Here is a 26,403-nt window from a genome sequence, read left to right as displayed (position 1 = left end):
TGGTTCAACCTCATATGCTCCTACCCGCACGGATATCCATCCTCGACCGCGCCAACAGCAGGGTGGGGTTTTCCGCCTCCGAAGCCCTGCATCGGGTGTTGGACCGCGCACGGCTGGCCGAGGAACTCGGATACCACCGATTTTGGGTGGCAGAACACCATGCGGTCCCTGGCATCGCCGGATCGGTCCCCGCCGTGCTGATGGCAGCAATTGCCGGCCGCACCCATTCCATTCGAGTCGGTTCGGGTGGGATTATGCTTCCCAACCACCAGCCGCTGGTGGTCGCAGAACAGGCGGCAACCCTTGAGGCACTTTATCCCGGGCGGATCGATCTGGGCCTGGGCCGGTCGGTCGGTTTCACACAGGCCGTCCGGAAAGCCCTGAAGAGCGGGAAGGCGGACGCGGAGCGGTTTGAAGATGATCTGATCGAACTCCTCGGCTACCTGTCCGGGTCCGCGTCCGTTACGGTGCGCCCGCGGAACGCTTCGCTCCCTCCGGTTTTTGTGCTGGCCACGGGATCTGGGATCGAAACTGCGGCTCGGGCCGGCCTTGCCGTGGTCTTGGGAGGGCCAGCGGTATTCAAGACCGATCAGAGCGGGAAGATACCATCCTTGGAGAGGTACCGGGCGCGCTTCCGTCCATCACGCTGGTTCGACAAGCCCTTCGTCATGGTTGCCGTCAACGTTGCTGTGGGCCCGAGCCCGGATGATGCCAGGAAACTGCTTCTGCCTGAAGCGATCGCGCTCGCGCGGTCCCGGACCACAGGCTCATTCGCTGCCCTGGAGCCTGTGGACAACGACCAGGAGGGCACGCTGAGTCCCCGGGAGAACACTGCCCTCGAAAGCAGCCTCTCGACGTCGATATACGGCACCGCAGCGGAAGTCCGGCGCCAGCTCGAAAGCCTGGCTGAGGCTACTGGAGCCGATGAACTGCTGGTGACCGGAGGGGCTTTCGACGTCGTCGGCCAGTCAGAATCCGACCGGCTCTTGGCCGGGATCTTTTCCCGGAGTTGGCACGCGGACGCCGAAAGTCTCACTGACGCCGGTCGAGGGCTTCGAGGAGCCGTCTGACTGAGCCACCGAGGTTCCAGTCGGTTGCGAGCCGTTCCAGTTCGACGCGCGAATCACCGAGGACAGGACGCAGTTGCGCGCCCGCCTCCTCGAGCGTCGGCAGTTTGAGATCTCGCACGACGTTAACGACGGTTGGGGCCACCACGAGATAGTCAGCGGCCGCGGCGAGCTTCGAGCGAACCGGCGCTGACAGCCCGCTTCCTGCAATTAACGCCGCCTCCAAAAGCCCTTCGAGCGTGCCATATTCTTTGAGCAGCGAGGCCGCAGTTTTTTCGCCGATGCCGGCGACGCCCGGCAACCCGTCGGAAGCGTCGCCGCGGAGCGTGGCGTAGTCGGCATACTGCTGGGGCAGCACACGGTACTTGCCCACGATGACGATCTCCGTAATGACTTCCAGGTTTTTCATCCCCCGGGCGGTATAGATGACGCGCACCTGGCGGGCGTCGTCAACTACCTGGAAGAGGTCGCGGTCGCCGGTCACCACGTCGACAGGAAGGTCGGCGTGGCTGGCATAGGTGCCGATGACGTCGTCGGCCTCATGCTCGGGAGCCCCCACCACGGCGATGCCGGCGAGCTCCAGTACCCGGCGAATCAGCGGAAGCTGCGCTTCAAGCGCGTCCGGCACCACCTCAACATCGGCAGCGCCCGCTACCACCTCGGCGACCCGGTGCGACTTGTAGGTCGGTAGGAGGTCCACGCGCCACTGCGGGCGCCAGTCATCGTCCCAGCATGCAACGAGGTGGGTCGCATCGTAGTCGGTAGTCAGCCGCGCGATCATGTCCAGGAGACCGCGAACGGCGTTCACCGGGGTGCCGTCGCCGCGGCGGATCGTATCGGGCAGGCCATAAAAGGCACGGAAGTACAGCGACGCAGTGTCGAGCAGCATCAGGCGGTCAGGCATATCTGATCCTGACACACATCAGGGGCAGTCAGCTTGCGTCAGAGCCCTGGGTTACGGCAACCGTGTGGGTCTCAGCACGGTGGCCGTACCGGCCAGCTCAGGTTGGAGGGGCACGGGGCTGAGCAGCGTGGCCGGCCCACGGTGCAGGATGCCATCCGAAAGCGGCTGGCAGCGCAGGCCCCCACGCCCCCGCATCGCCGCGTGCGCTCCCGGCGTTAAAACCTTGTCCATCCAGGCGCAAGGGTGGGCAGGCCGTCCGCCCCGTAGCCGGACCAGGGCTCCGTGGGATTCCAACGCGAACTCCTCACCGATAAGCGGGGCGAGCTCGGCGCCTCTGAGGACGATATTGCGCCGCGTCAGGAGCGGATCCAGCGGCCCCACGCCGAGGTCTGAGGCAATGGATTCGAGAGCCTCCACGGCGAACAGGGTCACTGCTGCATCCATGTGCGCAGCCTTGCCGAAGAACCGATCACCGACAATCCCTTTGCCGGCCACGAGTTCCACCCGGTCAGCATCCGCCGTCGGGACGTCCGCTGCGCCGTCCTTGGCCCGGCCGAAGTAGGCGTGCTCCGGAGACACGAGCAGGTGGACGATCTCGACGTCGTACCTGTAGCTCTTCACCACTCAACCCTTCCATCGCGTCGGCCCTCTTCCATGCTAAGTGGCGGATGCCTCTCCAGGGCGAGATCGGAGCCCGGTGCGCTCTTTGCCTGTGCTGGCATAATCTCCTAGTGGTGGTTCCACCAGACAGGGAGAAAAGGGCAGCGAATGAGTTATGAACTATCGGTATGCACCGAGATGCTCTTCCGCGAGTTCGGCGAGCCAATGTCGCTTCCGCAGCTGAAGGCTGTCAAAGAGTCCGGCATCGACGCGGTTGAGTTCTGGCTCTGGCGCAACAAGGACATAGACGCGATGGAACGGGCATTGGGAGAAACAGGACTCTCGACCATCACGATGGTCAGCGAGCCCCAGAGCCAGGCTGTTGACCCCGCACGGCAGGACGAGTTCGTCACGGCCGTGCAGGAGTCTTTGCCTATCGCGCAGCGGCTCGGGATTCCCAACCTTGTTCTGGTGGCGGGGGAGACCCGGGAAGTTGCTACTGACGTCGAGCAGAGGAAGGCTCTGACCGCTGCTTTGCGGGCGGCGGCACCCTACGCGGAGGATGCTGGAGTTACCCTGGTCCTCGAGAACCTGAACAACCGGATTGACCACGTCGGCACCTACCTCAGTTCAACCCCGTTGGCGCTTGAGATCCTTCGCGACGTGGAGTCGGCCAACGTCAAAATGCTCTACGACCTCTACCACTCGGTGGTGATGGACGAGGACCCCGCAGAAGTTCTCACTGGTTCCATCGACCTGATAGGCCACGTCCAAGTGGCCGATCACCCCGGCCGCCACGAGCCGGGATCAGGTTCGGTTGACTGGAAGAAGCAGATCCGCGCACTCAAAGATCTCGGATACCAGGGAGGAATCGGTCTGGAATACACCCCATCCACGGGCAAATCAGCAGAATCCCTTCAAAGCATCCGCGTTGCCGTTGTGAGCAACTCGACTGCCTGACATAACGGCGGATGGGCCTGCTCAGCGGGGATTGGCCAGACGGGTACACGCGTCCCAGAACCGCTTTCGGGCTTCCGGATCTGACCCCATCCCTGGCGTAGGCATTTCCTTGCCCTTGGACCAAAACCTGCCGGAGACCACAGCCGCCTCAGGGGACGTCGCGAGCCAAATGGCAGTGTCGACGGCCTTGTCAGCCGGCTTGCCGAATTTGTTGGTTAGCCAGCGGAACGGCCCGCCGACATCCTGAAGAAGGGCGGTGTCCTTGACCAGGCCGGGGTGGACTGCATTTACAACTACCCCCGTTCCCTTCAGCCGTTCCGCGAACTCCTGGGTCAGGAGCACGCGTCCGAGCATCGTCGGAGGTGTCGAACGCAGGTATGAGTACTTGCCTTTCGCGCTCTGGAGGTCGTCAAAGTCGATCTTCGTATTCGAGTACCGGGACGCAATATTCACCACCCGGGACGTATTCAGAGTGCCCTCAGGTGGGCCGGACGCTGGGGAACCGACCCCGCCGTCCGTGGACGCTGCCCTTTTGAGCGCATCCAACAGCAGGTCAGTGAGAAGGAAGTAGGCCATTACATTCGTGGCGAACGTCATCTCGAGACCGTCGGGGGTTATTTGCCGCTCCTTACGGAACACCCCGGCAGCGTTCACCAGTACGTCGAGCCTGTCGTGACGGGAAAGGAAGTCGCTTACCGCGGAGCGGATTGATGCCTGGCTGGAGAGGTCACAGGCCAGCGGCTCAAGCTTCGCTGTTGGAACATTCCTGGCTATGTCTCTTATGGATTCTTCCGCGCGGGCGGTTGTGCGCCCTACAACCACAACGCTCGCGCCTTCGCGTGCCAACGCCGTCGCGATTGCTTTTCCGATGCCACCGGTGGCTCCCGTCACGAGCGCGACCCGTCCGTCCATAGATGGCATTTATTTGTCTCCTCAGCCGGATGATGCTCGCCTCCAGGGCGATGACGTGTGAATGGTCCGCTCGAAGGGACCGGACTTAGCAACATCCCAGCACGAATCATGCAGTTTGGCGAGGGGCTGCCTGACGGGGCGAGTCGGTGGCTAAGCTGGTTGCATCCGGATAATCAGCTTGCTGATGAAAGGACTGTGGATGCCATGCCTAAAACCGGCAAGAACGACCACGCACGCAAGGAAGAGCTTCCCTCGACGCTGCAGCGCTCTGAGCAGAAAGCCCAGGACACCTTCGCCAAAACCTACGATTCCGCCCTCGAAACCTACGACAATGACGAGAGCCGTGCAGCCCGTGCAGCGTTCGCATCGTTAAAGCACAGCTACGAAAAGGTGGGGGACCACTGGGAGCCGAAAGAGAAGCGTGGGCCCTCCGACAAACGCGCGGAGGAAGGTATCGACTCCTCCGAACCCACCGCCGGAGGCGTGGATGCGAACGCCTCGAAGCAGCACCTCTACAAACGCGCCCAGGAGCTGAACATCAACGGCCGTTCAAAGATGGACAAGGATCAGTTGGTCAAAGCGCTGCAGAAGGCCAACGACGCCGCAACCCGGAAGGCGCGCGACGATTAAGCCTCCTTGATATCGATATCACCGCCAGTCGGGTAGCCTTTCGCTGAGACATCGAAGCCGGACCACAGGGCGGAACAATGAGGATAGCTAAGAACGAGCGGGTGCCAGTCATTGCCGACGTCGCGAGGTTGGCTGGGGTTTCGGTGCCGACGGTTTCCCGTGTACTGACCGGGAACATCCCCGTCAGCGAAGAGCGCCGCAAGCGTGTGCTGGAAGCGATTAAGGAACTCCAATACCATCCGAGTCCGCTGGCACGGGCACTCAAGAGCGGCAAGCGGACAATGGTGGCCATTTTCGCCGCAAGCACGGAAACGTATGGTTACGCCTACACGATTGCCGGAATTGAAGAAGCGGCCAAGGCTGCCAGCTACACGATCGTCATATCCGCAGTGAAATCTCCCGACCCTTCGGATGTTCAGGCCGCCCTGGAGCTCGTCCTGCAGCAGCAACTCGCCGGGATAATCGTGTTGGACTTCGACCCCTCGGCAGCGGAGGTGCTCCGGCAGTTGCCGAAAACTGTTCCTATTGTTGCGGCGTCAGGATTCCAGGCGGGCCAGAAAGGCTTCCCTTACGCTTTCATCGACGAATATGCTGCAGGGCGGCAAGCAACAGAGCATCTGTTGGGGCTTGGGCACCGCACCGTCCACCATCTTGGCCTCTTCCCCCTCAGCCAGTTCTCAGGCCGATACCAAGGCTGGCATGACGCGCTGACCGACGCCGGGATCGCCCCTCCAGCCGTACTCGAAGCCTCCCGGGACACTCACTCCGGGTACCAGCAGGGCCTTCGGATCGCCTCCAGTCCTGACATCACTGCGGTGTTCTGTTCCAATGACGGCCTGGCTCTCGCTGCCATGCGGGCGTTATTGGAGAAGGGAATCCGCGTGCCCGAGGACGTTTCGATTGTCGGCTGGGACAATCAGCCTTTCAGCGAATTCACTTGGCCCGCCCTGAGCACGGTTGCCCCGGACTTCAAGGGCCTGGGCAACAGGGCCTTCGGTTTGCTGCAGCAGAGCCTGGCAGCCCCGGAGGCGGTTCAGGACTCCACAGCTGTGCCGCTCCTCCTGGAGCGCGAGTCGACAGCCCCTGTCAGCGTGCGCCGCAGGGTGCTCTCGCCAGGCTCCGTCACAGAACCTTAATTTCCCGCTGTTTGGGATTGCGCTATCCAAGAGCATGGCTTAGCCTGATATCGATATCAGTGACGCGGATCTCATGCCAGGAGAATCTGGCCGCATTCCGCTGTTGCTGAACCCACCCCTACCTTCCCGGCAAGGGTTTGGCAGGCTACGCGGGATAACGATTTCCCCACTGCCACATCCAGATCCTCCGCGACCTTCACCATCTACATTCAAGGGAGAGTGCCATGCAAGAGAGCATGACGGCTCAACAAGGGAGACCTACTGCGGCTGAGCCGCCTTCTCGGAGCGCCCCGTCCGCAGAGCCGCAAACAACGCGCAAACGCAGGCAGCGGTCACGGGGCTCCGGAGTGTTGCTGCTGCTGGCCGCTCCGGGAATTGCGTGGTTCCTGGTGTTTGCGTACGCCCCGATGGCCGGGTTGGTGGTGGCTTTCAAGAATTTCGACGTTAGTCAGGGCATTTTCGGCAGTCCCTGGAGCGGTTTGGATAACTTCAAGTACTTCGTTGAGAGCGGGGATGCTCCGGCGATTGTTTTGAACACCCTGGTGCTGAACATTCTGTTCCTTGCGGCGACGCTTGGGGCCGGGCTTGCGCTGGCGATCATGCTCAATGAACTGCGCGCCCGCATCTTTAAGAAGTTCATGCAGTCCGCGATCTTCTTCCCGTACTTCGTCTCTCCGATTGTCATCAGCATTATGCTGCAGGTCATTCTCGCTGGCGCGGGCGGGCATGGGGGAGCGGTCAATGACGCTCTGGGGCTTTTCAGTCTTCCGGAGGTGAGCTGGTACACCGAGCCGGGTCCCTGGCCCTGGATCCTCACCATCGTGAAGGTCTGGCAGCTGGGCGGGTACATGTCGGTGATCTTCCTCGCGGCCATCACTGCCATCCCCGAGGATGTTTATGAGGCTGCGATGCTCGATGGCGCCAGCCGGGCACGGATGGCACTGTCCATCACCCTGCCGCTGCTGAAGCCGACGGCGGCCATCCTGATAGTGCTCGGCGTGGGACGGATCTTCTACGGTGACTTCGGCACGATCTTCGCGATCATCGGCGACAACGGCACGTTGTTCTCCACCACTGACGTGATCGACACCTACGTCTTCCGTTCGCTGAGGACCATCGGCGACTTCGGCACCACGGCCGCTATTGGACTGTTCCAGTCTGTAGTCGGGTTCATCCTCGTCACGGCGGCAGTGCTCATCCAGCGCCGCTACTCGAAAGAAAGCAGCATCCTGTGAGCACATCGATAACCCCGAAGATGATCCCGGCCGGCACGGTGGAAGCCGATCAGACCATGCCCAGGCAACAGCGACGGGCACTGGCCAAGCCAAAGACCTCGGTCACCGGACACCCGGTGAGGTCTGGGCCCGGCCGCCGCAAGAGCCTACGCGTTGAACCCTTCACGGCAGTGAGCTATGTCGGCGTCACCGTCTTTGGGTTGTTCGCCCTCATTCCGCTGTGGATGATCGTTGCCGGATCGCTGACTGCGGAATCCACGCTGGCCCGCAGCGGCTACAGCTTCTTTCCTGAACCTTTCTCACTTGACGCCTATGTCGCAATTTTCTCCGGGACGGCGGTATTCGAGGGCTACGCAGCCACACTCTTCATCACCTTCATCGGCACGGCGCTCTCACTCAGCGCCACGGCATCCTTGTCCTGGGTGATTGCCCGGGGCATGCCGCGGATCAGCCGGCCATTGACGATTTTCGCGTACCTTCCAATGCTTTTTACCGGGGGACTGGTGCCCCTCTACCTGCTCGTCACCCAAGTGCTCCACCTGCAGAACAACTGGTTCGCAGTCATCCTTCCTCACATGATGGCCCCCTTCCTGGTGTTCGTAGCCGTCAGCTTCTTCCGTCAACTCCCGGAGGAAATCCTCGACTCCGCAAGAGTGGACGGTGCCGGCGAGCTTCGGGTGTTCTTTGAGATCGTTCTGCCGTTGTCCAAACCGATCCTGGCCGTCATCGGCCTGTTCTACGCCGTGTCCTACTGGAACGAGTGGTTCACGGCGATGCTGTTCATTTCCGACCCGGACAAATACCCGCTCCAGCTGATGCTGCAGAACCTCATCGCCAACGTGACCAATGCAGCAACGCTGCCCGGATCAGGTTCCGTGGCCCCGATTTACCAGCTGCGCCTGGCCCTGACAGTGGTGACCATCGGCCCCATCCTGCTCGCCTATCCCTTCGCGCAGCGTTACTTCGTCAAGGGACTCACCCTGGGCGCCACCAAGGGCTGAGTCGCAGGCTCCACCATCAATTTCTCTCGTTCCGTCTTCATCACCCACTAAAAGAAATTCCCTGGCCCGCCGGTGCCAGCGTACAAAGGAGTGCACCACATGATCCCTAACCCAGCAGTTTCCCGCCGCGGTTTTCTTGGCCTTGCCGGAGGCCTCGGCGTTGCAGCGGCACTGGCCGGCTGCGGCACGTCCGGCAGTTCATCGGGGGGCCCTGTTTCGGGAACCTCGACGGCGGTGCTCCCCAGTACGGCCCCAGCCACCTGGAACGCGGTTCTGGCCAAGGTCAACGGCAAGCTCAAGAGCGAACTGGGCTTTGAGCTGGATGCCCAGTTCATCAACTGGTCCAACTACCAGCAGCAGTCCTTGCTGAAGTTCACTGCAGGGGAGAAGTTCGACTCTGCTCTGCAGGCGCTCTGGCTGAACATGGCCCAGTTGCAGCAGAGCGGATCACTTGCCGACCTCACCAGCGAGATCCCCAAGTACAAGAACCTGTCCGCCACCCTGCCCAAGAAGCTGCTGGAATCCAACAGCTGGGACGGCAAGCTGTGGGGCATCCCGCAGGTCAACAGCGCCGCCCGCGTCCAGCACTTCGTCATCCGCCAGGACCTCGCCGACACCCTCGGCTTCTCCACCATCACTGACTTTGAACAACTCGAGAAGTTCTTCTACGCAGTGAAGCAGAAAAACGACGGCACCGTGGCATACGGGGCAGCCTCGAACAGTGGCTACCTCCACGCGCTGCCGGTGCCCACGGGTATGTTCAACGCCTCCTCCTGGGAAAATCCGGACACCATTGCCCGGGCATTCAGCGGCAAGGGCATGTTCTTCATGCTTGCCAAGGACGCCGCCAAGACCGGGTCCTCCGCTCCCACTCCCTTCTGGGACGACGAAGGAGTGGTGGAGGCCCTCCACAGGATCCGCAAGTACTACAACGACGGCATCATCAACGCGGACGCCTTGAACACCGATGCCGCCACCCTAAAGAGTCAATGGACAGCGGGTAAGTACGCTGCGGGGTGGGCAATGACGGACGGCACGTCCAGCAACACCCTCAGCACCTTGCAGAAGGCTGTTTCCACTGCCGCCCTCGCCAACATCATGCCGCTCAAGGACGGGTTGTCCGCCAAGCCGAACCAGACGTTCCAGGCGGACAACATGGTGGTGGTCAATTCCAAGGGAGGCAATCTGGACCGGACCCTGCAGTTGCAGGACTGGCTCTCCATCAAGGAGAACCACGATCTCATCTCCTATGGCATCGAAGGCACCGACTGGGAACCTGCCGACGGCAACAAGTTCAAGCCCCTCAGCGACTACGCCTTCCCCGGGTACGCATTGTCCTGGCGGGCAAGCCTGGAGCGGAAGTCACTCAGCATCAGTGCCACCGAGGAGAAGATCTTCGAATGGGCCCAGAACTTCGACAACTTCACCATCGATCCTTTCGCGTCCTTCATCCCGGACGCCACCCCTGTCAAGCAGCAGGTTGCCGCCATGACCAACGTCATCACCCAGTTCGCCAACCCGCTCTTCTATGGCGTCGTCGACGTGGATTCCCAACTGGACAAACTGAAGAAGGCCTCAGACGGCGCCGGGGTCGCCAAGCTTCAGGAGGAGATGGACAAACAGGCCAACGCCCACCTCAAAAAGGCCTGACTCGTCCCCCTCCTGAACCCACTCCAAGGACCCACTAAATGAAAACAGAGAAGTTTGAATTCAGCCGGCGCAGTCTCCTGCAGTCTGCAGGACTGGCTGGCGTGGCGGCCAGCGTCTACCAGTTTGCCTTTATGGACACAGCACAGGCAGACCCGTCGCTGAATGCCGGGCACCAGCCGTCCATGGTGCCAGGCCCCGGGCCAACCCTCAGTCACCCCGGCATTCTGCATCGCGTCGAGGACCTGGAGCGGATGAAGAAAGCCGTGGCGGCCAAAGAGTCCCCGATCTATGACGGCTTTCTGGCCATGGCGGCAAACCCGCGTTCCTCGTATTCCTACGCCGTCCAGAACACCGGCCAGATTCAATCCTGGGGACGCGGCCCTTCAAACTTCACCGGTCAGACGGTGGGGGATGCAGCAGCGTCTTACCAGAACGCGTTGATGTGGACTCTGACAGGAGACCGTCGGCATGCTGACAAAGCGCGCGACATCCTGAATGCCTGGGCGCGAAGCCTACAGTCCATCACCGGCGCCGATGGGCAGCTTGGCTCAGGACTGCAAGGCTTCAAGTTTGCGAACGCCGCCGAGCTTCTGAGGCATTCAGGGTACGACGGCTGGCCGGAGGAGGATTTTCAGGCCTGTGTGCATTCCCTGCGGACTGTCTGGTACGAATCCCTGTCCGGCTATGCGCTCTTTGCCAACGGGAACTGGGATGATGCGGCATTGCAAACCATCCTAGCAATAGCCATTCTGAGCGATGACAGGGTGATGTTCGAGAATGGACTGCGCTTCGCCGCCTATGGCTCGGGTAACGGCTCAGTTCTAAACCGCGTGGTCAACGAATCCGGCCAGGGGCAGGAGAGCGGGCGGGATCAGCCCCACGAACAACTTGGCCAGGGCCTGCTCGGATACTGTGCCCAGGTTGCCTGGAACCAAGGCGTAAACCTCTTCGGTATGGCGGACAACCGGATCCTGGCGGGCTATGAATACAACGCCCGCTACAACCTCGGTTTCAATGACGTTCCGTTCGTGGCAGACCTGGACCGCACCGGCAAATACTTCAAACAAACAATTTCGCCCACAGGACGCGGGCAGCTCCGGCCCATTTATGAGCTGGCCTACTCGCACTATGTCAGCCGTCTGGGACTCTCCGCCCCGGGCACAAGCGGCGTAGTCTTCCGTGGGGTTGGCGGGACCAGGGTGATCGAAGGCTGGCACGAGGATGACCCGGGCTGGGGAACCCTGACCTTTGCCCGGACGGCTGCGCCGATCGGCATGCCTGCGTCAGTCCCCGGCCTTCCGAGCGGCTTGCGCGCATCTGGGACCGGCGACGCTGTGTCGCTTTCGTGGGTGGGTTCCGTGGACCCCGTCAGTGGAGCAACCTCCAATAGTTACAGCGTCAAACGTACTGAGAACCTTGGCGGAGACTTCACCGTGATTGCCTCCGAAGTACCGGACACGAAATACGAAGACCGTACAGCACGGTCCGGGCACACCTACTACTACGCCGTCACAGCCGCGAACGAGGCAGGAAGCAGTGAAGATTCCGCGGCGGTAGCGGGCACAACGGGACTTCCTGCCGGCTGGGAATCCGCATCGATTGGCACCACCTCGGGCGCCGGGAACGCGCACTTCGACGGCGAACGCTTCACCATCGAAGACCACGGAAGCGACATCGCCGGAAATACCGACAGCTTCCGGTTTACCTTTACCCGCCTCCCGGACGAAGGGGCTGTCATTGCCCGGATCGTCCATCCCCTCAGCTCCCAGTACGCCAAGGTGGGGGTGATGATCCGGTCATCCCTCGATGCAGGATCGGCGCATGCCGCGATGCTGCTTCAGGGCCTGCCGCTGCACACCTGGAGCGGCGTCTGGACAACAAGAGCAACAACGGCTGGCCCCAGCCAAGGAAGCGGCAGTGTGCCCGTGCCGCCCACCCAGCAGCAGGCGATTACCGTCAAGGCCGGCTTTCCCATCATGGATCACGGGTCCCTGCCGGAATCGGCTACTCCCTTGGCTGCCCCTTACGTTGAAGGTGCAGGCGACGGCTACCGCCTGCGCATGCCCTACTGGGTACGGATCGTCCGCACCGGAAAACGTGTAACGGGATCGATTTCCCCCGACGGCAAGTTCTGGACGGAGGTTGGCTCAACGGAGCTGGATCTTCGAGGCGATATATACGCCGGCCTCGCCAGTTGCTCGTGTCTTGGGGACCTGGAGTCCGGAACATCAACGTTCGATAATGTCTCGGTGGGCCGGTGGTCAGTGCCAAAACCAGGAGGAACGGCGCAGGGGCTTTCAGCGGCCTCCGGCTTGTCTGCGATTGAACTTTCCTGGAGCGACCACGATCCCGCAGCAAGATACGTGGTCAAACGCTCAGAATCGCCTGCCGGCGACTATAAGACAATAGCGGGCGACGTCGGTCCGGTCGGCTTTGGCGTGCGTCTCCGCTATTCGGATCCCACCGGCGTTTCCGGCCGTCTCTACTATTTCAAGGTGGCCAAGACCAACCTTTCCGGTGAGGGGCCGGATACCGAGGCTGTCTCAGCCACCATGCCCGAGGCAGCAGCACCTGCGATGGGTGGCCCCGCCGAGGCCTTCGCGACGCTCGGAACCGGTTTTGAATACCGGATCCGGTCAACGCCTCCGGCGGGTCGCTACTGGGCCCGGAATCTCCCGCCCGGGCTGATCGCTGACGACGAGACAGGTGCCGTCTCAGGAGTGCCCCGGTTGGCGGGCGTATTCGAGTCCACTGTCGGTGCGGGCTCGTCGTCATCACCACTCAGGATCACGGTAGGAAAGCCTCTGCCTTCCCCATGGAGCTCGGCAGATTTTGGCGACCTGGTGCTGGACGAGCGGATGATCGGCCCTGTGGGTGTTGTGGCTTTTCATGTGTCAGGCGTCGCTCACGAAGATCAAGGGCAACTGGTCCTCCGCGGTGCAGGACCTGGGCTGAACGTCAACAACCAGGGCATGGTTGCACATGTGGCGCACCAAACCGTGCAGGGAGACAAAACGATCACCGTACGCATTGCTGACCGGACAGATGCAGCATCGGGCTCACGAATCGGCGTCATTATGTCGAAGTCACTTTCCCCGTTCGACCTCATGGCTGCGACAGTCCTCACCCCGGCCGGAGTCGGCGAATTCATCCGTCGCCCCGTGGTGGCGGGACGCGCCACCATCACCGCGGCCACGTTCGGGACATGGGTGCGCCTGTCCCGGACGGGGACCGTCTTCTCCGGGGCAGTTTCAGGAGATGGCATCACGTGGACAAACCTGGCTGAGCAGGACCTGCCTGGCTTCGGCGATGCGCCCTACTTTCTGGGGCTTGTGGTCTGCTCGGGGAGTCAGCGCCTTCTCACGAGGGGAGCCTTCGAAAGCTTGGAAATTTCCTGATGCGCTGGCCGAAGGCAGCCTGACTGCAGGTGGTGCGACACGCAGGTGGCCGGTTTCTGGCTCCGTTGAGTGTCGCACCGCCGCGTAGTAACGTGGCCCCCACCTTCAACTCGCATCATTCGGACTCGGGAGAAACCATGCCTTATGTGAGACGTCGATTGGCTGCCGTCACGGCAGTATTGGCTATGAGCGTCACGAGCGGTGCGGTCGGGAGCCCCGCTTTTGCCGATCCCCGGGAGACTGAAAAGACAGCAACAGCAACCGGGTACGGCGGCGCCGTGAGCACCGTGGACCCGGAGGCATCCGCTGCCGCAATCGAGGTTCTCCGCAAGGGCGGGAATGCTGCGGACGCAGCCGTCGCCGCAGCCGCAACCCTGGGCGTTACGGAGCCATACAGCGCGGGAATCGGCGGCGGAGGCTACTTCGTTTTCTACGACGCGAAGACCGGGGAGGTCAGCACGATTGACGGCCGCGAAACCGCGCCCGCCGCCATGCCGAAGAATGCATTCATTGATCCCGCTACCATCACGCCAGCCAAACCGGCAGGCAGCCCCTACCGCTTCACTCCGGAGCTGGTTACGTCCGGCGTCTCCGTCGGTGTCCCCGGCACCCCGGCCACTTGGGAGCGGGCGCTCGAGCGGTGGGGCACCGTCAAGCTCTCCGAAGCCCTCAAACCGGCGATCAAGGTAGCTACGCGCGGTTTCGTGGTCGACGAGACCTTCCGGCAGCAGACCCTCGACAACAAGCTCCGCTTCGAGGCGTTCACCTCAACGAGTGGACTCTTCCTTCCCGGTGGCGACGCACCCGCCGTCGGCACCGTTTTCCAGAACCATGACCTCGCCGAGACTTACCGTCTCCTGGCCCGTGACGGCATGAGCGCCTTCTACACCGGCCCTCTGGCAGAGCAGATCGCGGCCACCGTACAGAACCCGCCGAAGTCGCCCACCACCAAGCTGCCCGTCCCGGTGGGCCGCATGACTGCGGCAGACCTTGCCGGCTACCGCGTTCTGGACCAGGCGCCTACGCATGTGAACTACCGCGGCTACGACGTCTACGGTATGGCTCCCTCCAGCAGCGGCGGCACCACGGTGGGCGAGTCGCTGAACATCCTGGCCCAGTTCGACCTCTCATCGACGGACAAACCTGCCGCCTACCATCACTACCTCGAAGCCAGCGCCCTGGCATTCGCGGACCGCGGCAAGTACGTGGGTGACCCTGCTTTCGTGGACGTCCCGACGGCAGAGCTCACCGATCCCGTCTTCGGCAAGGAGCGCGCGTGCAAGCTCAATCCCCTTGAGGCTGCAACGAAGCCCGTCGCACCGGGTGATGTCACCGGGTACGACGGCGTGTGCCCGGCTCCTGCGGCGGCGCTTGCCGATGAGAGCGACACTGAGAACATCTCCACCACCAACCTGACTGTCTCTGACAAGTGGGGAAACGTGGTTGAGTACACCCTCACGATCGAGCAGACCGGCGGGTCCGGCATCGTGGTGCCAGGCCGCGGGTTCATCCTCAACAACGAGCTCACCGACTTCACCACCGTGTACAGTCCTACGGACCCCAACCGAATCGAGCCAGGTAAGCGCCCGCGCTCCTCGATGTCGCCCACCATCATCCTGCAGGATGGCAAGCCCTTCCTCGCACTCGGCTCACCCGGTGGATCGACGATCATCACCACGGTCCTGCAGACGATCCTGAACCGTGTGGATCTGGGGATGAGCACCCCGGAAGCTCTTGCGGCACCGCGTGCATCGCAACGGAACACGGAAAAGGTTACGGCTGAACCGGAGTTCATCGCGGCGTATGGAAGCCAGCTGACGCCGTACGGGCACCTGTTCACGCCGTCGGGTGACGCGTTCACCTCGGCGGCACAGATCGGCGCAGCGACAGCTATCGAGTTCCTGCCCGACGGTCGCACGGTTGCCGCGGCTGAGCCGGTTCGCCGCGGGGGCGGCTCGGCAATGGTACTCGAACCGTCGCCCTAAGCGTTGCCTGAACGGGAGCTCCCGCCTAGTCCTCGCGATCGATCTGCAAGTAGCTGAGGCCGCTCAGATCGAGCCAGAACTGGGTGGGAGTCTCCACCAGGCGCAGCAGAACACCCTCACAGGACTTGCAGCGGACAACGATTCCCGGGCCGTCGGCATAGACTGACGCCTCGCCGAACGCCCGGATGTTGCCGCAGTGGTTGCAGCGTCCAATCGCTGCAATGATGTCAATGCGGAAGAGTTCCCACAGTGCACCTGCTGCCGCATTCCCGTCGAGATGGGGGATTGGATTGCCTGCGGTTGCGGCGATGTCCTGGTCCTCGGCGCCCTGATCTTCAGCGCCCGGAGCAGATGAGCCGTTGTTGACGGTCACGGGGTCCCTCCCGTTCCGCCGAAGCGTTCAGTCCTGATCGACGCGGCCGGATAGCCTGCCTGCACGAGCCATTCTGCGACTGTCTCAACAAAGACTGTTTGACCACAGATGAAGAAGTCGGGCGTGTCTTCCGCCGGGAGGATCTTCGCCAGCAGTGTTTCGGCCGACAGCCGTTTCGCAGCAGTCGGCCAGCCCGGGGGTACCGCCCGCGTGTAGACGTAGTCGACCGTGAGTTTGGGGGATTCCCGGCCCAGTATGAACAGTTCTTCCCGATAGAATGCCGCTTCCGGTGATTTGAGCGAGTAGAGCAGCCGGAATGGTGACGGATTCGGGGATGCCTCATGAGCCCGGATCATGGACATGAGGGGCACGACGCCGGATCCTCCTGCAATCAGCTGAACCGGGTTCGGGTTGGCCGGCCGCCAGACGAACCAGCCTCCCACAGGTCCACGGATTTCCAGCCGGTCCCCGACCGCCAAGTGCCTGACCAGGTAGGGTGAGACCTCCCCGTTAGTCAATTCGTCAACGGTGATCTCGAGGAGCTCGTCCATGCCGGCCGTAGCCACCGAGTAGGATCGGACAGCCGTGTAGCCGTCGTCTGCCGTGAGGCGAATATCGATATGCTGGCCGGCGAGGTTTCCCATCAGGCCGTCCACCCGCAGTCCGATGGTCCTGGCTGTTTCAGTTTCCGGCGTCCCGCTGACGACGTCCGCGACGCGCCACAAGGTGCTCATGACTTCTGCCTCATGAGTAGCGCTCTTCCCGCCAGGGGTCCCCGTACATGTGGTAGCCGTTGGATTCCCAGAAGCCTGGAACGTCGTCCTGTGTCAGTTCGATGCCATTGATCCACTTGGCGCTCTTCCAAAAGTACAAGTGAGGCACCAGGAGGCGGGCAGGTCCTCCGTGGGCGCGTTCAAGCGGGTGTCCATCGAATTCCCAGGCGACCCAAGCATGGCCATCCAGAAGGTCCTGCAGCGGCACGTTGGTTGTATATCCACCGTAGGAGTGTGCGGTGGTGAACTCGGAGCTTGTTTCCACCTCCTCGAACAAGGTGTCCAGCGAAACCCCGCGCCACGTCGTCCCAAGCTTGGACCAGCTTGTCACGCAGTGGATGTCGGTCCGGATCTCGACTTGCGGAAGGGCCATGAAAGCATCCCACGACCACACTTGCCTCCGGCCTTGCTCCGTGACAATGAAGAATTCCCAGTCCTGTATAGGGATGTCAGGTGCAGGGCCCGCTGTCAGCACAGGAAAGTCGGCTGTCTCGTGTTGTCCTGGAGGTAACGCCGGATTGCCTGTCTGGCGTCTCCCATGAAAACCGGACGAAATAATGCCCATCATGTACCTCCGCTACGGAGCTGCGCCGGTCGGACTGCGATCGGTTCCCCAACGATATGCCAACGGCTTGAGACTATCCAGACATTCCTGGCTGCCCTATCAGGAGATGGAGGACCCAGTTTTGGGCGATGCCGGTGGCAGTCGAATACTCATGGGCAAAGTGGCAGACTTTGGCCATGAGCATCGAGCAATGGTGGCCGCAATTGAAGCCTTCAACCCGGGAATGGCTGGTCGATAACAACGGTGACGCCGTCCCTCCGGAGGTAGTCGCCGAGATTACTGACGCGGGGGGTTCCACCGCAACGGATGCCTGGTGGGTTGGCAACAACGGTCCCTCCGGCTTCTATTTCTCGGACGAGGCCATCGACTGGATTGAGGCTGTGGGGAACGGCGAAAGCCCCGAGCCACGCTGACGGGAGGTCAGCCTCACGGGCCGCTTCCCCCAACATGACTGATCAGGGCGTCGAGAATGGACAGTTGGCCCTTCACCAGCTTCAAGCGTGCCTCAGGCTCTCGTACCCAACGCGCCTCGTCGATCTCGGGAAACTCCTGGACTCTGCCGGATCCTTTAGGCCATTCCAAAGAGAACGTGTTACTCACAACCCGCTCGGGATCGAACCCGGATTCCGCTGTAAAGGCCGTGATGACCTTTCCCGACGGTTGCCGGAAGGCGCCAAGTTCGACGTAATCAGCGGGCGGCGCGGGGCTGCCCATTTCCTCAGCAAACTCGCGCAGCGCAGCCGCCAGGGGGTTTTCCCCGTCGAGGTACTCACCCTTGGGAATGGACCACGAATGGTCCTTCTTCCGGGCCCAGAAGGGTCCGCCCATGTGGGCAATCCATACTTCCAGCTCCGATGATTTGCTCCACCGGTACAGCAGGAGGCCTGCGCTGCGAACCGTCACTTGTGTTCCCGACGAACCGGGCTAATCAACGGTCACTGCGATGCGCTGCACCTGGTTGTTCGCCAGCCCCTGATAGTTCCAATTCTGCTCAAGCGGCTGCACGGCACCCGTTGAATCGGTGGCCCGGCAGGAAAGCTCGTGTTCGCCAGGATCCGCCACCCATGGCAAGGACCACGAGCACCAGGCGAAAGGCCCGGCCGGCGGTTTAAGCTGGGCGTCGCTCCACTTGCCATCGATCCCTACTTCCACGCGCTTCACGGCACCCTCCCCGGACCATGCCCGGCCCTGCAGCAACACGGGTCCGTGCGGAACATTCCGCCGTCGCGTGAAGAAGTCGGGAACGCCCGGCGGGACCATCAGGGAACGCACCTGGATCCGCGAAACCGGTGTGCCGGCGTCGTCCGCGTCCTCCTGGTAGCGGTACGCGACAGCCTGCTGGAAGCCCTCAAAGGGCTGCCTCAGCACCTGGATGGATTCGAGCCACTTGACGCTGGTCATGCCGTACCAGCCCGGCACCACCAGCCTGAGCGGGTAGCCGTGCTGCGGCGGAAGTTCGCTGCCGTTCATGGCGTAGGCGAGGACAACGTCGGGACGCATGGCTTCCGAGATGGGCAGGCTCCGTGCGTAACGTTGGGGAACGCCTCCCTGGACTCCCGCGTCCATTCCCGTGAACAGCACCTCGACGGCGTCCGAGTCCACCCCCGCCTGGGCCAGCAGATAGGCGAGCGGAACTCCCGACCATTCCGCTGTTCCTACCGCCTCAAGCACCCAGGGCTGGCTGAGGGGCCGGGGAGTGAGCAGGGAGCGACCGTTGCCGGCGCACTCCAGCGTCACCGGGATGCTGATCATCGGGTCCCTGCGCAATGCAGCCATACTCAGTTCCACGGACCGCTCCACTGCTCCGCCGATCCGCAAGTGCCAGGAGTTGATGTCGACGAAGGGAATGTCGAAGTGGGTGAGCACGTAATGCAGCCCCGGGGGAGTGATGTCTCTCTGCAGCGCCTCCAGTGGCATTGAATGGTTCCTGGCTGACAGCTGCAATTCCTCGGCCGTCAGGGGGCCCAGGGTGGGGGGTGTTGCGTGCGGCGCCGGTTGGGGCGGTACGCCTGGATTCGTGGATAGGGAACGGGGTAGCTGCTCGGTCATGGGGCTGCGATTCTGCTCAGGACCGGCCCCATTGACGGGCCGGTCTTCCGTTGAACACAGGTCTACGCCGCCATGCGGGGGCGGTCAAGACCGGTGCTCAATCCCTCCACGATGTGAACGGGCGTGTACGACGGCGGTGATTACCGCCGTCGTACACGCTAGTCCCATGACGGTCAGGGCGAGGGCATTCCAGCCCAACGACTGGAAAACGAGTCCGCCTGCCCAGCCGATGAGGCTGGAGCCGAGGTAGTAGGCAAGGTTGTAAAGCGATGCCGCCTGGGCCCTGCCCGACGAGGCGATCGCGCCTGTCCAGCCGGCCCCGATGCTGTGGGCCGCAAAGAAGCCGCCGGTAAAAACGAGGAGTCCCACCAGGATAAGAACCAGTAATTGGGTCAGTGTCAGCGCCAGCCCGAGGACCATCAGGATGATTCCTGCCAACAGGACATTCCGGCGGCCGAACCTCAGCGTCAGTCCTGCTGCCCAGCGCGAGGAGACCGTCCCTGAGAGGTATGCGAGGAAAATCAGGCTGATGACGGTGGCCGGCAGGCTGAAGGGCTCCCCGGACAAACGGAATCCCAGGTAGTTGTAGACGGCTACAAAGCCGCCCATCAGCAGGAACGCCTGGACATAGAGCACCAACAAGCGCGGGTTGAGGCCATGACCGGCAAGGGTCTTCAATGCTCCCCGAAGGCCGCTCGCCGGTGCCACCGTGAAACCCCGCGCCCTGGGCACCAGCAGCAGGAAAAGCACCGCCGCCACGGTCGCCAGGATGGACACCGCCAAGGCTGCTGCCCGCCATCCCCAGAGCTCGCCGACTGGACCCGCCACCAGCCGGCCAGCGAGTCCTCCCAGGGTCGTGCCTGCCACGTAGCTTCCCGCGGCGAGGGCCGCATGGGCCCGGTGAACCTCCTCGTTCAGGTAGGCGATGGCGATCGCCGGAATGCCGCCCAAAGCCATCCCCTCGAGCATTCGCAGGCCCAGCAGCACTGGGAAGGTGGAGGCCAGTGGAACCAGCAGTCCCAGGACTGTCGCCGCGCAGATGCCTATGGACATGGCCCGTACCCTCCCGATCCTGTCCGCCAGGAACGACCATGGGATGACGGTGATTGCCAAGCCCACGGTGGCCAGGGAGATCGTCAAGGCCGCCTCCGCGGCCGTGATGCGGAGGTCCGACGCCATGATGGGCAGCACTGCCTGGGTGGAGTAGAGCTGGGCGAACGTGGCCACGCCCACGAAGGCCAGGCCGGCGAGGGCCTTTCGGTACCCGAGCGAACCCTTGGCATGGCCGTCCCAGGGCTGGACGTGACTCGAAGTGGTGTTGGCGGAGACATCTGGCGGAAGGTGTGGCATGAACCAAGACTAGGTTTCTCGAAAGGATGCATCCAATGCATGATTCTCATATAATCAATCGCAAATACGGATTGATCAAGCGGGCCCGGCATCCTGCGTATTCCCTGTGTTGGATAAGGAAAGGACGGCAAGCCGTGACTGTTGAACATAAACAACTGGTGCAGCTTCTGCCGCTCCTGCCCGTCCTTGTGGAATTGGGGCGGACCCAGCACGTCACCGAAACCGCCGAACTGCTGGGCATCCCTCAATCGACCGTCAGCCGCGCACTGGCCAGGGCCAGCGCAGCCGTGGGCACGGAACTGCTGATCCGCGAGGGCCGTGGAGTCCGGCTCACCCCCGCAGCCAAGGCGCTACTGCCATACATCGAGGCAGCGTTGGATGAATTCCGGACGGGACTTGACGTGGTCCGCCATCAATCGGAGGTGGTGCGGGGCCGCATTGCGGTGTCCTTTCAGCACACCTTTGGCGAGGCCACACTGCCGCTGCTGATCAGTGCCTTCCGGAGCCGTTATCCGCAGACAGCGTTCGATCTAAGCCAGGGAGCGAGGGATGGCTGCCTTGCCGAGCTGGCCGCCGGTACCGCGGACCTTGCCCTCACCGCACCGGTGGCGTCACCCAGTCGCACTGTCGGTTCCGCTGCCCTGTACCGCGAACCGTTGCGGCTGGTGGTCCACCACCAACACCCTCTCGCGGGCCGGAGTCGAGCACGCCTTGCTGACATCAGGCAGGACCCCTTTGTCGCTCTTGGACCTGGATATGGCCTGCGCTCCCTCACGGACGCCCTGTTCCGGGAAGCGGGCTTCCGTCCCCGAATCGCGTTTGAGAGCCAGGATTCCCATACGGTCAGGGGATTGGTATCTGCGGGCCTGGGCGTCAGTATCCTGCCGCCCGACGGGTTGGAGCCAGCCCGGGATGTTTCACCTCACACCGGAAACCTGGGGTGGGTGGACGTTCCGTTGGAGTCAGGGCTCGCGTACCGCGAAATTGGACTGGCGTGGCGGGAACGGCGCGGCGGCCCCGATGCTGAACCCGATCAGGTGAGGCTCTTCCGCGAGCTGGTGCTGAATGAAGGGCCTGGGCTGCTGGCAGGGATGGTCCGGGCACGATCGGAGTAGGAAGCTGCCCGAAGGCGGCCTGCTCACGCCGTCTGCTTAAGTTGGCCTCGTTAGCGGTTGGCCCAGCTAGGGTTGGCCCCGCGCTACGGTCACCGTCCGAGGGGCCTGGAAGGAGAGGAACCTGATCCAGTCCGGATCGGTATCCCGCAGAGTTATTCCTGGCAGTGCCTCTGCTGCCTCCTGGACAATGATGGCCGCTTCCAGTTCGGCGAGTTTGGCTCCGAGGCACCTATGGACACCCGAGCCAAACACCAGAGCGGATGCCTTTGAGGGCTGCCCCGTGGTCTTCCGCGGGGGCCGGACCGGGCTCGCGGCATCGGCTGTAATCAGGTTGCCGCTCAGTTCAAGCAGGATTTCGGCACCGGCCGGGACAAGATCGTCTCCAAGCTTCGTGTCAAGGGCTGCGACGCGCCGCCAGGTAGGGACAGACGATTCAGTCGCAAGTACATGGCTGATGACGGATCGCGAGCCGTCAGGAGAAGCGGCGTCCTTCCAGCTCCGGGAACCGTCGAGGCGCCCGGTCCCCTCAACAACGTCGGACCCCTCCAGAAGCCGGAACAATGCAGTGCTGACTAGCTGTGTGGTTGTTTCCTGGCCGGCGATCAGCAGGAAATAACCGAGCGAACACATCTCAGGCACGGACAAACCGTGAGTGGCCAGTGATTTGAAGAGGTTGCGCCCTGGAGCGTTCAGGGAATCGGTGACGAGCTGACGCAGCCAGACATAGAATTCGGCGGCACTTTTAGCCAACTGGAGTTGCTGTTCAGGGGACGGCCAGCCCCAGAACAGTTCCATGGAGTCAACGCCCCACCGCTTGATGTCCTCAAGATCCTTCACAGGCAGCCCGAGGAGTTCGAGCATGACCACCGCCGGGGGAAACGCTGCGACAGTTTGCACGAGGTCCGTTTCGCCTGACCTGGCGAGCTCCTCGGCAGCTTTCGCGGCGGCTTCCTGCGCCAACTCCCTGATGCGTGGTTCCATGGCGGAAACCTTGGCCGGTGAAAAAAAGCCAGCCACGATCTTGCGGATCCCGGCATGCGTGTCAGTGTCGTTACTGGCCAACACCGGGGGCAACGCGAAGCGCACGCGCTGCAGCACCCGCAAGGCCGGCCCCGTCAGCGGCGTCACTGCAAGGAGGGCGTTTGCCGGGCTGAAGTCCTCGGGCCGATGCAACACTTCCCGCACAGCCTCCGGGTCGCGCACCACGAGGTACGGGCACCGCGCCTGTCCCGGGACTTCCGTTGTCAACAGTGTGGGGTTCATGACGGCAGTCCGTTCAACCAGGCGGCCGCTCCCGAACGGAACGCGGCCGGGGACAGTTCAGAGGCATTCTCGGGAAGGGAACCAAGGAAGGGGACCGGCAGCGACGAGAGCACCTGCCGGTTACTGTGATGCACGAATTCGGGGTCGATGGGCCAGCTCCCGAGCACTATGCCAACAACCTGCTGACCCCTCACTCCTAATGCTTCCAAGGTCAGCGCTGTGTGGTTCAGCGTGCCGAGTGCAGGGCGGACCACCAGCACGAACCCCGCATCAACTTTGAGGAGCGAACCGAGATCCGCCATCGTGCCGCCGTCGGAATCCAGTGCCACCAGCAGGCCGCCAGCACCCTCAACCAGGACGTGATCATGGCGTTCAGCGAGTTCTTTCACCTTCTCGGCGTGGACGGCCAACCCCGGGAGTTCTGTGCCATCGACGGCGGCAGCGGCAACCGGGGCAAGCGGCTCACCCAGCATCACTCCGGTTTCTGTTGTCACTGCCCCGGCGAGCCGGGCAACTTCTGCTGTGTCGGAATCACCATTGGAGGCACCTGACTGGCAGGGCTTGTATACAGCGACGCTGCGCCCCTTTCCGTGCAGGACGGCCGCGAGGGCCGCCGTCGTCATTGTCTTGCCCACGCCGGTATCGGTTCCTGTGACCAGGACGACGGTGGGCAGATTCATGAACATTCCTCCAAAATGCCGTGCAGCACCGCGCAGCTCTGGTCGATTTCCTCGGGTGTGAGGGTGGCTCGGGCAGTCAGGCGCAGCCTCGAAATCCCGTCCGGTACGGAAGGCGGGCGGAAACAGCCGATCCGAACCCCAGCTGAGCGCGCGGCCTCGGTGGCCGCCACGGCCGCGGCCGCCGAAGGCATAACGATGGACTGGACGGCACCCGATACACATTTGACGGCTGTGCCCGGGCCTTCAGCCACCGGGGCCAGGTTCGCCATCAGGGCGGCAGCGTTGCTTCGCACGGCTTCCGCACGCCAGGGTTCATCCCGGATGATCTCCACCGCGGTCAGCGCAGCAGCGGCGGCCGCCGGTGCAAGTCCGGTGTCAAAGATGAAGGTGCGCGAGCGGTTAACAAGGTGCTCGCGCAGCAAGGGAGAACCGAGGACAGCACCGCCCTGGCTGCCGAGGGCCTTGGACAGGGTCGCGGTAACCACCACATTCGGATGCCCCGCAAGAACCGTCCCGGCCACCGAGCCTCTGCCCTGAAAATCACCGCGGCCTGTCACACCGAGGCTGTGCGCCTCGTCGATGAGCAACACCGCGTCGTACTGCTCTGCCAGCGCCAGAAGCTCCAGGAGCGGGGCGATGTCACCGAGGACGCTGTAGACGGATTCGATGGCGATGATTGCCCGGGGTTCCGTTCGATCGGCGAGAAGCTTTTCCACTTCCTCCAGGCTGTTGTGCCTAAAGGATTCCGTGCGTGAACGGCTGAGCCTGAACCCGTCCAGCATCGACGCGTGGCAATGGCCATCGGCCACCATCAGGGTTCCCGGTCCGCCCAGCGCAGTGATCACGCCAATGTTTGCGAGATAGCCGGAAGAGAAGACCAACGCAGTCTCCATGCCAACGAAGCGGGCCAGTTCCTGCTCCAGGTCCAGGTGCAGCTGGATGGTTCCTGCCACGAGGCGGGAGGAGGTGGCGCCGGTTCCCCAGCGCGAAACCGCTGCTGCGGCAGCCTCCGTGAGACGCGGGTCCTGGGCGAGGCCCAGGTAGTCGTTGCTGGCCAGGTCAATGAAGCGTTCCTCCGCAGCACGGGGCAGGGGACGCCGGACCAGGCCTCGGCGGTCCCGTACCTCTGCCTGCTGCTCCAGCCACCGGGTCATGGAAGCCGTCATGCTGCTTCTCCTCGCCGGGCTGCTGTAATTTCGTGCACCTCAGAAACGGCGGCAGTCATACCTGTGGTGATCTGGTCAATCTCCGATGCTGTGCTGATGTAGGGAGGCATGGTGTAGACGAGGTTCCGGAACGGCCGCAGCCAAACGCCGTGGCGAATGGCAGCAGCGGTGACGGCAGCGACGTCGACGGCGCCCCTCAGTTCGATGACTCCGACTGCGCCGATGGTGCGGACAGCCCGGACGGCGTCCAGCGCCAGGGCCGGGGCCAGGCCTGATGCGAGGCCCGCCCCGATGCGGGCGACGCCGGCCCGCCAACTGCCGTCGTCGATGATGCCGAGGCTTGCATTAGCCACCGCACAGGCCAGCGGGTTTCCCATGAACGTGGGCCCATGGAGGAGCGCCCCCGCGCTGCCAACGGAAACCACTGCGGCCACGTCGGCGGTGCAAATCATGGCGGCGAGAGTCAAGTATCCGCCGGTCAGAGCCTTGCCCACGCACATGATGTCCGGCACGACGGCGGCATGATCGGCCGCGAAGAGTTCGCCGGTGCGGCCAAAACCGGTGGCAATCTCATCGAAAATGAGGAGCAGCCCATGCTGGTCCGCGACCTTCCGCAGTGTCGTAAGGCATTCGGCCGGATAGGCGTGCATGCCGCCCGCCCCCTGAAGCAGCGGTTCAACGATGACTGCGGCCAGCACTTCGGAGTGCTCAGCCGCCAGGTCGTGAAGTTCCGTCGCCCAGGCCTGCACTGCTTCGGGAGTCGCCGATGCTGCGGTTGGAGGCCGGGGCGCGAATACGTTATCAGCCAGGAGCCCGGGGAAGGCGGCGTGCATACCATCGACGGGGTCGCAGACTCCCATCGCAGCAAAGGTGTCGCCATGGTATCCGCCGCGGATGCTCAGGAACCGTTGCCTGGAAGGCTTGCCGGACGCCATCTGGAATTGCACCGCCAGTTTTAATGCCACCTCCACGGAAACCGAACCTGAATCCGCCAGGAACACCCTCTCCAACCGTGGACTCCCGGGTGCGGAAGGCGCCATCTCCACCAGCCGCTCGGCCAATTCCACGGCCGGGGCATGCGTCAGGCCGCCAAACATCACGTGGCTGTACCTGTCCAGTTGGCGCTTCGCAGCAGCATCCAGGACCGGATGGCGGTACCCGTGGATGGCCGACCACCATGAGGACATGGCGTCCACGACGTGATGCCGGGTGCCGTCGTCGGCCCGTAGGGACAGTCGCACGCCGTCGGCTGCCTCGACCTCCCACAGCGGAAGGTCGGCGCAAGCCGGGGCGTACGGGTGCCACAACCGTGCTCGGTCTCTCTCTATCAGGCTCACGGTGCCGGGCTTCCTTTCACTGGACAAACACTCCATGGCGGGTGCACTGGGAGGTCCAGCCAAGCGGGGTCACCTGAACCTTCATCCGACGGCGGCAGTGCGTGCAGTAGCGGGGCGGCTCGAATTCCAGCTGTTCCCGGCAGCGAAGGTGAGGGTCCGACGCCGGCCCGGCGCCGCCGTCGTCGGGCTCCCCGCAGTGCCCGCAAAAGCTGCTGGTGGCTCGGTCTATGCGGTCTGAATGCGCGGACACTCCG

The 26,403-nt window shown here is 63.0% G+C and carries 25 protein-coding genes; 11 read left to right on the top strand and 14 right to left on the bottom strand.

Translation table 11 applies throughout. From position 1 onward, the window contains the following. The first annotated feature begins 14 nt into the window (after positions 1 to 14). Complete coding sequence (locus MU551_RS13545; protein WP_247045389.1) at positions 15 to 1,070, top strand: MsnO8 family LLM class oxidoreductase; 1,056 nt, start codon at positions 15 to 17, stop codon at positions 1,068 to 1,070. Here MU551_RS13545 and MU551_RS13540 read toward each other — a convergent pair. Then, a complete protein-coding gene (locus MU551_RS13540) occupies positions 1,033 to 1,971 on the bottom strand; it encodes a 5'-3' exonuclease (RefSeq protein ID WP_247045386.1) in 939 nt (312 codons plus the stop codon). The two genes, MU551_RS13545 and MU551_RS13540, sit on opposite strands and share 38 nt — an antisense overlap. A gap of 51 nt (positions 1,972 to 2,022) precedes the next feature. After that, on the bottom strand, positions 2,023 to 2,595 hold the full coding sequence (locus MU551_RS13535; protein WP_247045383.1) for an MOSC domain-containing protein: 573 nt from the start codon (positions 2,593 to 2,595) through the stop codon (positions 2,023 to 2,025). A 144-nt stretch (positions 2,596 to 2,739) separates the two neighbouring features. On the opposite strand from MU551_RS13535, the gene MU551_RS13530 reads away from it, so the two are divergent. Then, on the top strand, positions 2,740 to 3,531 hold the full coding sequence (locus tag MU551_RS13530; RefSeq protein ID WP_247045381.1) for a TIM barrel protein: 792 nt from the start codon (positions 2,740 to 2,742) through the stop codon (positions 3,529 to 3,531). Positions 3,532 to 3,552: 21 nt separating this feature from the next. Here the strand turns inward: MU551_RS13530 and MU551_RS13525 are convergent, their stop codons facing one another. Continuing rightward, positions 3,553 to 4,452 carry an SDR family NAD(P)-dependent oxidoreductase gene (locus MU551_RS13525; RefSeq protein ID WP_247045379.1) on the bottom strand — a complete coding sequence of 300 codons (900 nt, stop codon included), beginning with the start codon at positions 4,450 to 4,452 and terminating at the stop codon, positions 3,553 to 3,555. 195 nt (positions 4,453 to 4,647) lie between these two features. Here MU551_RS13525 and MU551_RS13520 point away from each other — a divergent pair, with 195 nt between their 5' ends. The 7 genes from MU551_RS13520 (at position 4,648) to ggt (ending at position 15,478) form a co-directional block, all read left to right on the top strand. Next, on the top strand, positions 4,648 to 5,073 hold the full coding sequence (locus MU551_RS13520; protein ID WP_247045377.1) for a ChaB family protein: 426 nt from the start codon (positions 4,648 to 4,650) through the stop codon (positions 5,071 to 5,073). Positions 5,074 to 5,150: 77 nt separating this feature from the next. Then, a complete protein-coding gene (locus tag MU551_RS13515; RefSeq protein ID WP_247045375.1) occupies positions 5,151 to 6,209 on the top strand; it encodes a LacI family DNA-binding transcriptional regulator in 1,059 nt (352 codons plus the stop codon). Positions 6,210 to 6,556: 347 nt separating this feature from the next. Beyond that, positions 6,557 to 7,444, top strand: coding sequence for an ABC transporter permease subunit (locus MU551_RS13510; RefSeq protein WP_247045373.1), 888 nt, complete (start codon positions 6,557 to 6,559; stop codon positions 7,442 to 7,444). Beyond that, positions 7,441 to 8,445 carry a carbohydrate ABC transporter permease gene (locus MU551_RS23510; RefSeq protein WP_247045370.1) on the top strand — a complete coding sequence of 335 codons (1,005 nt, stop codon included), beginning with the start codon at positions 7,441 to 7,443 and terminating at the stop codon, positions 8,443 to 8,445. Before MU551_RS13510 ends, MU551_RS23510 begins: the two co-directional genes overlap by 4 nt. Before the next feature lie 99 nt (positions 8,446 to 8,544). Continuing rightward, the gene (locus MU551_RS13500; protein ID WP_247045368.1) at positions 8,545 to 10,095 is read left to right on the top strand and encodes a DUF3502 domain-containing protein; all 1,551 of its coding nucleotides are present in this window, start codon (positions 8,545 to 8,547) and stop codon (positions 10,093 to 10,095) included. Between the two features lie 38 nt (positions 10,096 to 10,133). Next, positions 10,134 to 13,493 (top strand): alginate lyase family protein, encoded by a 3,360-nt coding sequence (locus tag MU551_RS13495; protein WP_247045366.1) that lies wholly within the window; start codon positions 10,134 to 10,136, stop codon positions 13,491 to 13,493. A gap of 137 nt (positions 13,494 to 13,630) precedes the next feature. Then, positions 13,631 to 15,478: a gamma-glutamyltransferase gene (gene ggt, locus MU551_RS13490; RefSeq protein ID WP_247045364.1), complete on the top strand. Its 1,848-nt coding sequence runs from the start codon at positions 13,631 to 13,633 to the stop codon at positions 15,476 to 15,478. A gap of 25 nt (positions 15,479 to 15,503) precedes the next feature. On the opposite strand, the gene MU551_RS13485 is transcribed toward ggt, so the two are convergent. Genes MU551_RS13485 through MU551_RS13475 form a run of 3 tightly spaced genes read right to left on the bottom strand, consistent with a single transcriptional unit; the run spans position 15,504 to position 17,189 of the window. Further along, positions 15,504 to 15,851: a DUF6510 family protein gene (locus MU551_RS13485; RefSeq protein ID WP_247045362.1), complete on the bottom strand. Its 348-nt coding sequence runs from the start codon at positions 15,849 to 15,851 to the stop codon at positions 15,504 to 15,506. Next, on the bottom strand, positions 15,848 to 16,585 hold the full coding sequence (locus MU551_RS13480) for a ferredoxin reductase (protein WP_247045360.1): 738 nt from the start codon (positions 16,583 to 16,585) through the stop codon (positions 15,848 to 15,850). Before MU551_RS13480 ends, MU551_RS13485 begins: the two co-directional genes overlap by 4 nt. A 10-nt stretch (positions 16,586 to 16,595) precedes the next feature. Further along, positions 16,596 to 17,189, bottom strand: coding sequence for a sulfite oxidase-like oxidoreductase (locus tag MU551_RS13475; RefSeq protein ID WP_247045583.1), 594 nt, complete (start codon positions 17,187 to 17,189; stop codon positions 16,596 to 16,598). A gap of 176 nt (positions 17,190 to 17,365) precedes the next feature. Between MU551_RS13475 and MU551_RS13470 the strand changes: the two genes are divergently transcribed. Continuing rightward, complete coding sequence (locus MU551_RS13470; protein ID WP_247045358.1) at positions 17,366 to 17,602, top strand: hypothetical protein; 237 nt, start codon at positions 17,366 to 17,368, stop codon at positions 17,600 to 17,602. 13 nt (positions 17,603 to 17,615) lie between these two features. Here the strand turns inward: MU551_RS13470 and MU551_RS13465 are convergent, their stop codons facing one another. The 3 genes from MU551_RS13465 to MU551_RS13455 all read right to left on the bottom strand — a co-directional run bounded on the left by MU551_RS13465 (position 17,616) and on the right by MU551_RS13455 (position 20,588). After that, positions 17,616 to 18,092 carry an NUDIX hydrolase gene (locus MU551_RS13465; protein WP_247045356.1) on the bottom strand — a complete coding sequence of 159 codons (477 nt, stop codon included), beginning with the start codon at positions 18,090 to 18,092 and terminating at the stop codon, positions 17,616 to 17,618. Between the two features lie 21 nt (positions 18,093 to 18,113). Continuing rightward, positions 18,114 to 19,238, bottom strand: coding sequence for a sulfite oxidase (locus MU551_RS13460; protein ID WP_247045354.1), 1,125 nt, complete (start codon positions 19,236 to 19,238; stop codon positions 18,114 to 18,116). A gap of 84 nt (positions 19,239 to 19,322) precedes the next feature. Further along, a complete protein-coding gene (locus MU551_RS13455; protein ID WP_247045352.1) occupies positions 19,323 to 20,588 on the bottom strand; it encodes an MFS transporter in 1,266 nt (421 codons plus the stop codon). Positions 20,589 to 20,722: 134 nt separating this feature from the next. Between MU551_RS13455 and MU551_RS13450 the strand changes: the two genes are divergently transcribed. Continuing rightward, a complete protein-coding gene (locus MU551_RS13450; protein ID WP_247045350.1) occupies positions 20,723 to 21,703 on the top strand; it encodes a LysR family transcriptional regulator in 981 nt (326 codons plus the stop codon). Positions 21,704 to 21,769: 66 nt separating this feature from the next. Here MU551_RS13450 and MU551_RS13445 read toward each other — a convergent pair whose 3' ends face one another. From MU551_RS13445 to bsaP, 5 genes are read right to left on the bottom strand one after another with little or no spacing between them, the layout of a single operon-like run. Continuing rightward, on the bottom strand, positions 21,770 to 22,966 hold the full coding sequence (locus MU551_RS13445; RefSeq protein ID WP_247045348.1) for a cytochrome P450 family protein: 1,197 nt from the start codon (positions 22,964 to 22,966) through the stop codon (positions 21,770 to 21,772). Beyond that, entirely contained in the window at positions 22,963 to 23,646 is a 684-nt protein-coding gene (gene bioD / locus MU551_RS13440; RefSeq protein ID WP_247045346.1) for a dethiobiotin synthase, read from the bottom strand. Before bioD ends, MU551_RS13445 begins: the two co-directional genes overlap by 4 nt. Continuing rightward, positions 23,643 to 24,800, bottom strand: coding sequence for an 8-amino-7-oxononanoate synthase (locus MU551_RS13435; protein ID WP_372489859.1), 1,158 nt, complete (start codon positions 24,798 to 24,800; stop codon positions 23,643 to 23,645). The genes bioD and MU551_RS13435 overlap by 4 nt, the downstream gene beginning before the upstream one ends. Before the next feature lie 8 nt (positions 24,801 to 24,808). Then, positions 24,809 to 26,185 (bottom strand): adenosylmethionine--8-amino-7-oxononanoate transaminase, encoded by a 1,377-nt coding sequence (locus MU551_RS13430; RefSeq protein ID WP_247045342.1) that lies wholly within the window; start codon positions 26,183 to 26,185, stop codon positions 24,809 to 24,811. Beyond that, complete coding sequence (bsaP, locus tag MU551_RS23715; RefSeq protein WP_443629487.1) at positions 26,166 to 26,399, bottom strand: biotin synthase auxiliary protein BsaP; 234 nt, start codon at positions 26,397 to 26,399, stop codon at positions 26,166 to 26,168. Before bsaP ends, MU551_RS13430 begins: the two co-directional genes overlap by 20 nt. Positions 26,400 to 26,403 lie beyond the last annotated feature (4 nt).

Origin of the sequence: Arthrobacter rhizosphaerae (assembly GCF_023062595.1) — a bacterium.
In the GTDB taxonomy this organism is placed as follows: domain Bacteria; phylum Actinomycetota; class Actinomycetes; order Actinomycetales; family Micrococcaceae; genus Arthrobacter; species Arthrobacter rhizosphaerae.
This window is presented reverse-complemented; position numbering and strand designations above follow the sequence as displayed.